Source organism: Vibrio sp. 10N.286.52.C3, assembly GCF_041468865.1.
Classification (GTDB): Bacteria; Pseudomonadota; Gammaproteobacteria; order Enterobacterales; family Vibrionaceae; genus Vibrio; species Vibrio crassostreae_C.
This window is the reverse complement of record NZ_JBFRJM010000036.1, coordinates 1-12,410: the sequence shown is the minus strand read 5'-3', so window position 1 is coordinate 12,410 and position 12,410 is coordinate 1. Positions and strand designations below refer to the sequence as shown.

The 12,410-nt window shown below is 44.3% G+C and carries 10 protein-coding genes; all 10 read left to right on the top strand.

Going from position 1 to position 12,410, the window contains the following annotated elements:
- The first annotated feature begins 284 nt into the window (after positions 1 to 284).
- The 10 genes from AB4138_RS14375 to AB4138_RS14330 all read left to right on the top strand — a co-directional run bounded on the left by AB4138_RS14375 (position 285) and on the right by AB4138_RS14330 (position 12,209).
- Positions 285 to 1,277: an ABC transporter substrate-binding protein gene (locus AB4138_RS14375; protein ID WP_017063893.1), complete on the top strand. Its 993-nt coding sequence runs from the start codon at positions 285 to 287 to the stop codon at positions 1,275 to 1,277.
- A gap of 147 nt (positions 1,278 to 1,424) precedes the next feature.
- Entirely contained in the window at positions 1,425 to 2,324 is a 900-nt protein-coding gene (locus AB4138_RS14370; RefSeq protein WP_017059591.1) for a proline/glycine betaine ABC transporter permease, read from the top strand.
- Positions 2,317 to 3,549, top strand: a complete 1,233-nt coding sequence (locus AB4138_RS14365; RefSeq protein WP_017059590.1) for a glycine betaine/L-proline ABC transporter ATP-binding protein — start codon at positions 2,317 to 2,319, stop codon at positions 3,547 to 3,549. The genes AB4138_RS14370 and AB4138_RS14365 overlap by 8 nt, the downstream gene beginning before the upstream one ends.
- A gap of 394 nt (positions 3,550 to 3,943) precedes the next feature.
- Entirely contained in the window at positions 3,944 to 4,348 is a 405-nt protein-coding gene (locus tag AB4138_RS14360) for an Hpt domain-containing protein (RefSeq protein ID WP_017066737.1), read from the top strand.
- A 223-nt stretch (positions 4,349 to 4,571) separates the two neighbouring features.
- Entirely contained in the window at positions 4,572 to 6,083 is a 1,512-nt protein-coding gene (locus tag AB4138_RS14355) for a sigma-54 dependent transcriptional regulator (protein WP_136978470.1), read from the top strand.
- Complete coding sequence (locus AB4138_RS14350; protein ID WP_372306528.1) at positions 6,064 to 7,170, top strand: glycosyltransferase family 4 protein; 1,107 nt, start codon at positions 6,064 to 6,066, stop codon at positions 7,168 to 7,170. Before AB4138_RS14355 ends, AB4138_RS14350 begins: the two co-directional genes overlap by 20 nt.
- Positions 7,171 to 7,422: 252 nt before the next feature.
- Complete coding sequence (locus tag AB4138_RS14345) at positions 7,423 to 8,799, top strand: O-antigen ligase family protein (protein WP_136982666.1); 1,377 nt, start codon at positions 7,423 to 7,425, stop codon at positions 8,797 to 8,799.
- A 92-nt stretch (positions 8,800 to 8,891) separates the two neighbouring features.
- Positions 8,892 to 9,677, top strand: coding sequence for a DapH/DapD/GlmU-related protein (locus tag AB4138_RS14340; protein ID WP_017059585.1), 786 nt, complete (start codon positions 8,892 to 8,894; stop codon positions 9,675 to 9,677).
- Positions 9,670 to 10,788 carry a glycosyltransferase gene (locus AB4138_RS14335; RefSeq protein ID WP_372306525.1) on the top strand — a complete coding sequence of 373 codons (1,119 nt, stop codon included), beginning with the start codon at positions 9,670 to 9,672 and terminating at the stop codon, positions 10,786 to 10,788. The genes AB4138_RS14340 and AB4138_RS14335 overlap by 8 nt, the downstream gene beginning before the upstream one ends.
- The gene (locus AB4138_RS14330; protein WP_372306523.1) at positions 10,785 to 12,209 is read left to right on the top strand and encodes a GumC family protein; all 1,425 of its coding nucleotides are present in this window, start codon (positions 10,785 to 10,787) and stop codon (positions 12,207 to 12,209) included. Before AB4138_RS14335 ends, AB4138_RS14330 begins: the two co-directional genes overlap by 4 nt.
- Positions 12,210 to 12,410 lie beyond the last annotated feature (201 nt).

The window sequence follows — 12,410 nt, the reverse complement described above, 5'->3', positions numbered from 1 at the left end:
TCAAAGATGGAATTCGTACGATTATTCCCTAAGATTATAAATAGAGGTGGTTTTTGACGAATTTGTAATAGTTTGACAAAGTTATCCGATGGCTGTTGAAACACAGTGGATGAATTGGCAAATCACACTTCACTGACTTTGGACGTTTATCTATTCAAACTTCACCCATCCCTCCTTCTGCTCAAATGGTTCAAATACACGGAAAGGATCACCATCGAGCAATTTAGATAATCAATTTACCTTGGTTACCTTAGTTGTATTATTAAAGAGAAAGGAAACTCAATATGAAATACAAGTTAAGCTCCGTATTTTTGTTAGTAGCAGCAGCCAGCGGTAATGCTAACGCTGGAGAATGTGGCAGCGTAACAATCGCAGATATGAACTGGAACTCTGCAACACTGATCGCCAATATCGACCAATTCATCCTTGAACATGGTTATGGGTGTGATGCTGAACTTATCCCTGGCGACACTATGCCAACAGGCACGTCTATGATCGAAAAAGGCCAGCCTGATGTTGCACCTGAACTTTGGAGCAACAGCTTAAAAGACGCATTAGATAAAGGTGTTGAAGAAAAACGTCTTCGCTACGCAGGTAAAGCACTTGTGAACGGCGGCGAAGAAGGCTTTTGGGTTCCAGCTTACCTAGTAAAACAGTACCCTGAAATGGCAACCATCGAAGGCGTACGCAAAAACGCAAGCTTATTCAAACACCCTGAAGACCCAGATACATCTGCATTCTACAGCTGCCCTGCAGGCTGGAACTGTCAGATCAGCGCCGGAAACTTGTTTAATGCTCTTGAGCTAGAAAACAGCGGTTTCACGATTGTTGATCCAGGCTCGAGTGCCGGCTTATCTGGCTCTATCGCAAAAGCTTATGAACGTGAAGAAGCTTGGTTTGGTTACTACTGGGCACCGACCGCTGTTCTAGGTAAATACGACATGGTTAAAGTCGACTTTGGCAGTGGCGTTAATGAGGAAGAGTTCCTTAACTGTACCACCAAAGAAGATTGTGAATCGCCAAAAGCGACCATGTACCCGCCTTCACCTGTTCACACGATTACCACTGAAAGTTTTGCGTCACGTGCTCCTGAAGCGTACGACTACTTTACTAAACGTGGTTTCACGAACGACAAAATGAACTCGCTACTTGCTTGGATGGAAGACAACCAAGCTGATGGCGAAGAAGCGAGTCTGCATTTCTTAAGTGAATTCCCAGAAGTATGGCACCCATGGGTTTCTGAAGAAGTGGCTAAGAAAGTTGAAGCAGAGCTGTAAGAGCTTGATTTAATAACAAGTAATTACGCTTCAACAATAAAACAGAAATAACGTCGCTATACTTGATGTTATTCATGATTCGGAGCCCTTTTCATTAGCGATTTTCTTATCGCATGGACAAGTGGCTCCGAACTATAAGGATATAAAATGGCTGACAGCAATTGGTTATCAAGCTTTCCAGAGATGGAACGCGGTGATTTACGAACCATAAAAAAGACGCTAGATGGCGCATACCGTGAATTTTCCCGTGAATACGGCGAAATGATTGAATCTCTCTTTGACCCTCTTCTTTCATTCCTCGTTTGGTTTGAAAAACTCCTTATCTCAACACCTTGGATTATAGTCCTGGCTGTGTGTACCAGCCTTGTCTACGCAGCAAGCCGTTCTTGGAAACTGGCTCTAGGCTGTGTTGCTTCTCTACTTCTCATTGGTTACTTTGGAATGTGGGAAGACACCATGCGGACGCTCAGTATCATCACTGTATGTACCTTGGTTTCAATATTCTTGGGCATTCCGATTGGTATTGCGATGGCTCGTTCAAATCGAGCTCAGTCAATTGTTACGCCGATGCTCGATATCATGCAAACCATGCCTGCGTTCGTTTATTTGATTCCAGTGGTAATGCTACTGGGCATCGGTAAGATTCCAGGGCTAATCGCCGTGGTTATCTACGCGATTCCACCTGTAATTCGTCTAACTAACCTAGGCATACGCTTAGTTGATAAAGAAGTCCTTGAAGCCGCTACCGCTTTCGGTGCGAGCAAAAAGCAACGCTTATGGGGTGTTCAACTTCCTCTAGCAATGCCAACGATCATGGCGGGTATTAACCAAACCATCATGATGGCACTGTCTATGGTTGTTATCGCATCCATGATTGGTGTGAAAGGCCTAGGACAACCGGTTCTCAAATCGATTACTAACCAGTACTTCACATTAGGCTTGATGAATGGTTTCGCCATCGTTGCCCTCGCAATCCTTTTTGACCGCGCTTCACAAGCGTACGCAAGAAGAACTAATGCGCATTTAGGAGGATTCAAGCATGACTAAACCATTGATTGAAATTAGTGGTCTGTACAAGGTGTTTGGACCGAAACCAATGTCTGTTATGAACCGAGTTCAAAACGGCGAACACAAAGATCAGATTCTTGCGGATACGGGTCATACCGTTGGTTTGAAAGAGATCAACCTTGAGATTAACCGTGGTGAAATCTTCGTTATCATGGGGCTTTCTGGCTCGGGTAAATCGACGCTGATTCGCCACTTCAACCGTTTGATTGACCCGACTCAAGGTAAAATCATGGTTGAAGGCATTGATGTGATGAGCCTCAACACTAAACAGCTAGAAGAGTTCCGTCGTCATAAAATGTCGATGGTATTCCAACGCTTTGGCTTAATGCCTCATCGCACTGTGGTTGAAAACGTTGCGTACGGGTTGGAAGTACAAGGCATCAAAAAAGAAGACCGTTTAGCGAAAGCCAACGAATGGTTAGAAACGGTGGGCTTAAAAGGTTACGGCAAGCAATACCCAGCGCAACTTTCAGGTGGTCAGCAACAACGTGTTGGGCTTTCGCGCGCTCTGTGTACTAACGCTGAAATCTTGTTAATGGATGAAGCCTTTTCGGCACTCGACCCTTTGATTCGAAGTGAAATGCAAGACCAGCTTATTGAACTTCAAGAGAAGCTTCATAAGACGATTGTTTTCATCACACATGATCTGGACGAAGCACTCCGCCTAGGCGATAGAATCGCAATTTTGAAAGACGGCGAGTTAGTACAACAAGGCACACCACATGAGATTCTGCTAAATCCAGCCGATGATTACGTGGAAGCGTTCGTGAAAGACGTAAACCGTGCTCGTGCACTGACCGTTGAAACCGTTATGCAGCCTCCTCTGTATCGAATCACATCAGAAACAATTGAAGGTGCTTTGGCACAAATGAAGATGCTTAAAAACGATTACGCTTATCACGTAACAGATGACGGCTATCAAGGCCTAGTCACACAAGAAAGTCTACAAGACGCCGTTGAAGATTCATCGGTACATGATTTTAGTGATGAGATATACGAAGAAGTCCCTGCCATCTTACCAGATGCGGTGATTGAAGAAGTGCTACCGGACACTATGTCTTGTGACTACTCTCTTCCAGTTGTTGATGAAGACGGTAATCTAAAAGGTGAACTCGAGAGAAGCGCTGTTGCTGATATCTTCTCAGAAAGTAGCGAGGAAGAAGTAGAAGCCGACCCAAAGCCAAAAATTGATAAAGCTTCGTAGTCCTACTTTTCGTGATTTAAAGCACGGCTGTTTAAATTATCATTGTTTGGGTTATCGTTATTTGAGTTATTGCTATTTAGATTAGCCTAAACTACATAAACCGCTCTAAGACCACTGTTGTTATTTCACTGCGGTGGTCTTTTTTATTTGTATCGGGCTCGTTTTCTTCTGAGATCTACCCGCACCTTAGGCTTTATAGGCACCTAAGTTTATATTTCATAAGAGAAAACAAAATAAAATCAGTCCGTTAGGTTTGTCACAAACCCAATAGCAAGATGAGTGAGATGCCAATTAAATGCTCTATTTGTACGGCAACCAGTTGAAATTATTCTAGAAAATGACTAAAACTTAATAGTATTAACAGATATTAAGCTCAATAAAAGGACTTAGTTTGATGAATTCTACTTTAGCGTCAGACGCAGCTACAAATCTAAACTCACAACAAGTGAGCAAGCTTGTCGATGAAAGCGTTCTGGAGCAAATGATTCGCGATACAAGTGCGGACATTATCCCTATCTTGATCGACCATTATGTCGAAGAATCACAAACACGCTTGGTCGCCATAAAAGAGGCTGTCACGCAGAAAGACGCTCAAACACTTGAGTTCGAGGTCCACACTCTCGGCAGCACAGCGCTTTCGTTAGGTAATCGCCCTTTGGGTGAATTAGCTCGAGCTTTAGAAAAGCTATGTTTAGAACAGAGTCATGATGCGGCATTTCGACAAGTTGACGAATTACTAGAGCTCGCAGAGCGTTCAATAAAAGCCTTGCTTGAAAGGAAAGAGGCAGGCTTCAGCTAGCTTTGCATGTTCATTATCGGTATCAGATTAAAAACTCAAAACAGTCGTTATTAATATAGTCGCCATAAGATGGGCTCCATCATGAACAGCAATGCGAGAAGTTATACAGGCCGCTTCTTAAAAGATTGCATGTGGTAGATAACAAATACACAAGACTCGTATTGATGGTTACATATCACTATGTTATTGATTGGTTAGGATAAAGTTTCAAAAGGAATACACAATGCGCCCTAAGGTATTGTTAGTTGAAGACTCCACCTCACTCGCCGTACTCTACAAGCAGTACGTAAAAGACGAGCCCTATGATATTTTCCACGTCGAAACCGGCGCGGAAGCTAAGACCTTCATTGAAAGGCACTCTCCACAGCTTGTGATTCTCGACCTTAAGCTTCCTGACATGCCAGGCGAAGAAGTCTTAGATTGGATTACTGCTAACGAAATACCGACCGCTGTCATCATCGCGACAGCGCATGGTTCAGTAAACATCGCGGTAGACCTTATCCAACGCGGTGCAGAAGACTTCTTAGAGAAACCCATTCAAGCCGATCGACTCAAGACCTCTGTTAGCTTGCATCTAAAAAGAGCGAAACTCGAAAACCTCGTCGATAACATGCAAAGCAAATTCGATCGTGATCGTTTTCATAATTTCATTGGCTCTTGCCTACCCATGCAGGCGGTTTACAAGATCATTGATTCGGTAGCACCAACCACTGCCAGCGTGTTTATTAACGGCGAAAGTGGTACAGGTAAAGAAGTGTGTGCGGAAGCGATTCACCAAGAGAGTCAGCGTAATGGTAAACCCTTCGTGGCCATTAACTGCGGCGCTATCCCTCGAGACCTAATGGAGAGTGAAATCTTCGGTCACGTTAAAGGTGCGTTTACCGGTGCGACAACCGACCGGAAAGGTGCAGCAATGCAAGCGCATGGCGGTACCCTATTTCTCGATGAGCTTTGTGAAATGGAACTGGAGATGCAGAAGAAGCTCCTCAGATTTTTGCAAACTGGTACGTTTACTCCACTCGGTGGCAACCGCGAGATTAAAGTGGATGTCAGAATTATCTGTGCGACCAACCGCGATCCACTGGTTGAAGTAGAAGAAGGACGTTTTAGAGAAGACCTTTACTATCGTGTTCACGTTGTGCCTATCGAAATGCCACCGCTTCGCGAGCGAGGGAGTGACATTGTCACTCTTTGCAATCATTTCTTGAAGCTGTACGCGAAGCAAGACAAGAAGAAGTTTAAATCAATAGACAAAGAAACGCAGAATCTACTTAAACGTTATGCGTGGCCAGGCAATGTGCGTCAGTTGCAAAACATCATCCGTAACATAGTGGTGTTGAACAATGAAACGAGCGTGACTAAAGACATGTTACCGCCTCCGATTAATAAAGTAGATGCCGCTCCATCATCTAAATCAGTGACACCAATTCGAGTAACTGCGCCTCAACCTGCAGTTGTTGAAGCACCAGAAGCTAAGTTGCCACCGATTACTCCGGAAGAGTTGGAACAATCGTCAGTTGCTCAAGCTCACAACGAGCCGATGACGCCTGCATTTACCACAAGCGAAGGTGCTATTCGTCCAATGTGGCAAATAGAACGTGAAGCCATTCAACATGCCATCAATCATTGCGATGGGAATGTGTTAAACGCTGCTGTGCTGTTAGAACTTAGCCCTTCTACTGTTTATCGTAAGAAACAGGCTTGGGAATCGGAAGATGAGTACAATCAAGCCTAACCAAGGTATACTCGACATAAACCTTCATGAGGTTTGGCTGTTGATCGACAGCCAAACTTTTGGAGGCATAGAAACGCATGTTTTAGAATTAGCACAAGGCCTGATATCGGAAAGCGCTCAGTATTCAGAGGCTGTTCGTATCGTTCTTTTGACTAAGTTTAATCCTGAAGCGATCATCGTTGAAAAGTTGAATGCGCTGAACATCCCTTTTAGTTACCTCTCCGATTTAGCCTCATGTTCTGTAGATTCAAATGGCAATAGCGCGACACAGCTGAAACGTGCAGTTCAACATTATCAACCAAGGCTTATCCATGCTCATGGTTACAAAGCCAGTTTGGTCAGCAAGTTAATCAAGCTTCCGCCTCGTTTCAACAACACAAAGCAAATCACCACTTATCACGCAGGTGAAACCCCAACAGGCAAAGTATGGCTTTATGATTGGCTCGACCGTTACAGCAGTTTTCTTTCTGATCAGTCGCTCGTGGTCAGTGAAAAGATTAAAGCGAAAGTGCCGAGTCAAACCCATCAATTGAATAACTTTGTTAAAATGCCAACCGGGTTAACAAGCTCCCCTTCATCAAGCCCATTCCATGTTGGTTTTGTGGGGCGATTGAGCCATGAAAAAGCGCCTGATCGATTTGTTGCATTAGCCAAACAGTTTCCTGATGTTCGGTTTGAGCTTTTTGGTGACGGGCCAGAAATGGACATCTTAGTTAAATCGCAGCCTGATAATGTGACCTTTCATGGGCATCAGACCAATATGGACGACGTCTGGAGCCAAATCGATCTGTTAATCATCCCTTCTCGCTTTGAAGGCTTACCTATGGCGGCATTAGAAGCCATGATTCGTGGCATTCCCGTTCTCGCCACCTCAGTTGGTAACTTGCCTCAACTCATCGAGCATCAAGTTAACGGCTACCTTGCAAATTCAGAAGCTGAGCTAGAACAGTTTTTATCTTTGTGGATGTCATTGACGAACGAGCAACGTGACTCTCTCAAGAGTCACGCGATAGAAACCGTGAAAAACCAATACTCTCCACAAGCCGTTGTCCCGCAGTTGTTGGAAATCTATCAACTCGACCGTTAATTCTAGCCTTAGTCGATAACTGGTTATTTGGGCTTGATGATTTAAGTACTTTAGTCAGTTTTATACTGATTCTCAAAATGACAAAACTCACCTCAAGGCTACGCCCTCACTTAATAATCCAACATTAAATCAGTAAGTTAAATAAAATGCATAACTGGCACTTACTTTGCAATCTTTAACATCAGGCGTAACTACGTCTTAAAAAGATTACGAGCCGAGTCCTAAAGAGTTTATTTGCCAATAGAGGTCACAATGGTCAACCCTGAAGCCAATAGATTGCCAGTCATCATCACGATCAGCACCTTGTGTGTTGGGCTTGGTGTTGTTTGGTACTTTGTGCCTCACCCTGCTGTCATTGTGGCGCTCGCTCTTGTGCCATTGGCCGGGTTATTCGTGTTAAACAAAACATTCTGGTTAGTTCTATTGTTCGTTGTCTTTTCATTTTTCCGAATTCACGAAGCTATACCTCAGCTCTATTCGCTAAAAATACCGCTGATGCTTTCATTAGGCGCTCTGTCGGCTCTTCTATGGCATGCATTAATCAGTAAAGAACTTAAAATCTTCTGGCACCCTTGTTTAAATTGGCTCGCCATATTTTGGGTATTGGTTTTCATTGGTATTATCTTCGCGTCCAACAGGCCAATAGCACTAGCAGAATTCAAGGGCGTTTATTGGAAAATTATAGTGATGACGCTTGCGATTACTTGGCTAGTAAACACCACGGAAAATCTCGCAAAAACCGCGATGACGATTATCTACGCTGGCGCTTTAGTCAGCTCTATTGCCGTGTACAACTCAGTAAATGGTATTGGGCTTGTCGAGGGCTCACGCGTGACTATTGGCCGCGATTTTGGCTCTATGTTAGGTGACCCGAACGACCTAGCACTGGTACTGATGTTCCCACTCGCCTTTACAATAAGCCAAGCCACCACGACTGGCATCTCACGATCCAAACGTTTAATCAGTGCCTTAGTTTGTCTGTTACTGCTCGCCGCCATTATTGCCACTCAAAGCCGTGGCGGACTACTGGGGTGTATTGCGGTGATTGGTATTTTTGCGTGGAAGCTAGTGCGCTCTAAAGTTCTCTTAATCTCAGTGGGAACTGTCGCGGCCGTGGTGCTCTATTTAGTTGCTGGTATCTCAGACAGATCTTCTGGTGGTGCCGCTGAACAAGGTATCGATGAATCTGCAATGGGTCGAATCTATGCTTGGGAAGCAGCAATAAAGATGGCAGTTGAGAATCCACTGACCGGCGTAGGGTTGAACAACTTCTTCTCGAACTACTTCTTTTACAGTTCGCATTGGGACGGACTGAATCACGCCGTTCACAGTACCTGGTTTGGTGTGTTGGCAGAAACAGGCTTTATTGGTCTGATCATTTTTGTCTGCCTTATCGTTGCTTTGATCAAAACCTCTCGCTCTACGCTAACGAGGTTAAAAAACTCGGCCACAGAAATCGCCCCCGAACTCAATGCGGTCGCCTATGCGATCTATGCAGGTCTGATTGGAACAATCGTGTCGGGTACATTTTTGACTCAAGGCTTCAACTGGCCGATTTATATCCTCGCAGCACTCACAGTTTGCGTCTCAAATGTATCTCAAACTGCCTGTCAAAATGAGAAAACCTAAAAGACACATTTTAACCTATTGAAAATATTACATTTATTAGATGGCACAATATATGAAAGTACTTCTATATAACAAAAAAGAGGATTTTCATTATGACGTCAGTATCTATACATCAATTCAAACATTGGCTTAAGTTTCATCCTAATTCTCGAATTAGAAATGTGTTTTTCATTTTGAAAAACATCAGAAGCGCAGAGCTACCTACCCCTAAACTATTTAATCGCTGTCTATATCAAGCGCACAAGCTAGTGGTGAATCTGGTTTCTGGCTTTACGCGATTCTTCTACTGGACTCCGGCTTTCAAAGGTCGTGTGGCTCAATGTGGCAAACGCCTGTATTTGTATGGTGGACTGCCTTTCGTCAGCGGTCCGGTGCAAATTACAATTGGCGACAACTGCCGTATCTCTGGCCACACGACATTCTCTGGTTGTACTCAACAACTTGAAGGCTTGGAACACCCACTATTGTCGATTGGCAATAACGTCGACATTGGTTGGCAGTCGACTATCGCTGTTGGAGGTAAAGTGGTTATCTCTGACAACGTACGAATCGCAGGCGGCGCTTTTCTATTTGGATACTCTGGACACCCGCTTGATGCAAAACGCCGAGCGCTAGGTGAAGGTGACGACCCTCAGCAAATCGGTGACATCATTCTTGAACCCGATGTTTGGTTAGGCACGAATGTGACGGTTAAAGGTGGCGTAACCATCGGCGAAGGTGCCGTAATAGCCGCAGGCAGCGTAGTAACAAAGAACATCCCGGCTTTTGCAATCGCAGGCGGTAACCCAGCTCGAGTTGTCGGTCACATTAAACCCGTTGAAGTGACAGAATCCGATATGTTCGATTCGTTAGAGACTCATGGAGGTGACCATGCGTGATTTAATCGTATTTGGTGAAGACTTTGGTGGCCTACCTTCATCGACTCAACATTTAGTTCGTCACCTTGCTAAGCAACACAAAGTCTTATGGGTCAACTCTATTGGCTTAAGACAACCGAAGCTGTCCGCTAAAGATGCCAGCCGAGCGTTCAACAAGTTGTTTGGTAAAACCAAAGCCGTTACTCAAAACATGCTCGACTCTGAGGGACACGACAACATTACTATCGTTAACTTAAAGACAATCCCTGCGCCTGCTTCTAAATTTTCTAGAAAGTTGGCTCAGCAAATGATGTTGCACCAACTAAAACCGATTATTGCGGAGCTTAATCTGAACGCGCCTATCCTATGGACCTCTCTTCCAACCGCTGTTGATTTGTGCGGACACTTAGGCGAGTCATCTGTGGTTTATTACTGCGGTGATGATTTTAGCGCGCTGGCTGGTGTTGATCATGACACCGTTGCACAGCACGAATCAGAGTTAATCGATAAAGCGACGCTTATATTCGCGGCTAGCAAAAAATTGATGGATAAATTTCCAAAGCATAAAGCGCACTTGCTACCACATGGTGTCGACGTAGACCTATTTTCAACACCCGCACCAAGAGCAAAAGATTTACCAAGCAACCACCGCCCTATTGCTGGTTTTTATGGCAGCCTTTCTAAGTGGCTTGATTATGAAATGATTGATCATGTTGCGAATGCGATGCCGGAATGGGACTTTGTTTTCATAGGTCCAAACGAGCTTGATACGCTCATGCTGCCTAAGTTGAGTAACGTTCATTACCTTGGCCCTCGTCCACACCACACACTACCAAGCTATTCTCAACACTGGGATGTGAGCTTGTTGCCGTTTGTTGATAATGAGCAGATCCGAGCTTGTAGCCCTCTCAAACTTATGGAATACCTTGCGGCGGGCACACCAATTATCACAACACCGTTCCCTGCTTTGGTTCCATACCAAGAGCACGTGACCACGGTTGGCAGTGCGAACCAAATGATTTGGGCGCTTGATCATGCGCGCCAACTAAGCAATTCACCTATCTCTGTCGTCGAACAAGAGAGCTGGGAGAACCGTGGTAACTTTGTACATTGGATGTTGGAGCTATTATGAATAATCTGAAATTGCGGTTATTAGTCATCATCAATGCGATGTGGCGCCAACGCTACGTTATCGTTCTGCCAATGCTTATTTTGCCCTTTGTAGGTTTTGGTGTGAGCAAGTTGGCTCCAACTAAATATGACGCGCATACCAGTATGTTGATTCAAGAAACGGCCAAGATGAATCCATTCTTGGAAGACATTGCCGTTTCGACGATGCTCAAAGATCGACTTAACGCATTAAGAACACTGCTTCACAGTCGACATGTGCTTTACTCGGTCGCTGATGAACTGCAATTAACCACGCCAGATATGCCTGAAATTGAGAAACAAGAGATCATTACTGACCTGTCTCAACGTCTAACGGTGACTCAGCTTGGAAAAGATTTTCTAAAGATAAGTCTAACGTCGAACACACCAAATGGAATGGAAGCGACGCTGCGCTCGGTAAGTGAACATTTCATTGAACAGTTACTCGCACCGGAACGTTCATCGATTGAAGATTCAAGTAACTTCTTGAAAATCCATATCGACAAACGTAGCGCAGAGCTTGCAGAAGCAGAAGAAGCGCTAGCTGCATACATGAATGAGAATGTTCATTCGACGCCTGAGGTACGGAGCCAAAGTTTGAATCGCTTAGCTTCACTCAAACAAACATTGGCAGAAAAAGAGGCCGAGTTATCGGGTGTCGAAAAAAGTTTAGGGTCAATCGACCAACAACTTTCAAGAACCAACCCTGTGATCGGTAAATTAGAAGACCAGATCATCGACATTCGTAGCGACCTTACCTTGTTACAAGCTAAATACACGGACAAGCACAGTGCTGTGCAAGCTAAAGTGCGTGAGCTAGACAGACTAGAGAATGAACGTAAGAGTTTGCTCGAGGTAACCCAGCCAACGATGAACAGCGACCAGCTTTGGGACATCGCAAGTAGTACGACACTGAACAAACTTTCTGATACCCAACCTCTTCTGGTCACTCAATTACACAGCCTACAGCTGGTTCGTGCTCGCTTTGAGTCTTTAACTGAAGAGACCAAAAGCCTTCGAACTATGATTTTCGAATTAGAACACAAGGCCAATAACTTCGGCGAAAATGCAAAAGAGATGTACCGCCTTAAACGTCAAGTTGAAATCAAACGTCAACTATATGATGAACTGACAGAGCGTTATGAAATGGCTCAACTAACGGGTTCGCTTGGTGTATTCGAGCAAAACAAACGTGTGAAGATTATCGATTTGCCTTTCACACCGAGTATCAAATCTAACATGCCGACTTTTGTTTTTATTCTGGCTGGATTCGTTGCAGGTATCGGTTTGGGTATTGGTTTAGCGGTATTGTTTGAACTGTTTGATTCTTCAATCAAACGCAAAGACGAAATCGAAGATATCTTGGGTGTCCCTGTGATAACGGTGATCCCTAAAATGAGCTAGTCAGCCTCAAAGCCATTTTTGACTTGCTAGATTCACAGCTTTCTAATTTCCTAGCTTCGTGCTTCCTAGCTTTCTAGTTTCCAAGCTTCGTGCATCCTAGAGCAAAACGCCAACACTCGGTTGGCGTTTTGTTTATTTAGAGCCCCAAGTTCTAATGCTACTTTCGATTTACCCAAGCCCAGCGTTGTTGATCAAATCAGC

Excerpts from the sequence above, each read along its gene's own strand:
- AB4138_RS14375 (WP_017063893.1), top strand. The coding sequence starts at position 285 with ATGAAATACAAGTTAAGCTCCGTATTTTTGTTAGTAGCAGCAGCCAGC.
- AB4138_RS14370 (WP_017059591.1), top strand. The coding sequence starts at position 1,425 with ATGGCTGACAGCAATTGGTTATCAAGCTTTCCAGAGATGGAACGCGGT.
- AB4138_RS14365 (WP_017059590.1), top strand. The coding sequence starts at position 2,317 with ATGACTAAACCATTGATTGAAATTAGTGGTCTGTACAAGGTGTTTGGA.
- AB4138_RS14360 (WP_017066737.1), top strand. The coding sequence starts at position 3,944 with ATGAATTCTACTTTAGCGTCAGACGCAGCTACAAATCTAAACTCACAA.
- AB4138_RS14355 (WP_136978470.1), top strand. The coding sequence starts at position 4,572 with ATGCGCCCTAAGGTATTGTTAGTTGAAGACTCCACCTCACTCGCCGTA.
- AB4138_RS14350 (WP_372306528.1), top strand. The coding sequence starts at position 6,064 with ATGAGTACAATCAAGCCTAACCAAGGTATACTCGACATAAACCTTCAT.
- AB4138_RS14345 (WP_136982666.1), top strand. The coding sequence starts at position 7,423 with ATGGTCAACCCTGAAGCCAATAGATTGCCAGTCATCATCACGATCAGC.
- AB4138_RS14340 (WP_017059585.1), top strand. The coding sequence starts at position 8,892 with ATGACGTCAGTATCTATACATCAATTCAAACATTGGCTTAAGTTTCAT.
- AB4138_RS14335 (WP_372306525.1), top strand. The coding sequence starts at position 9,670 with ATGCGTGATTTAATCGTATTTGGTGAAGACTTTGGTGGCCTACCTTCA.
- AB4138_RS14330 (WP_372306523.1), top strand. The coding sequence starts at position 10,785 with ATGAATAATCTGAAATTGCGGTTATTAGTCATCATCAATGCGATGTGG.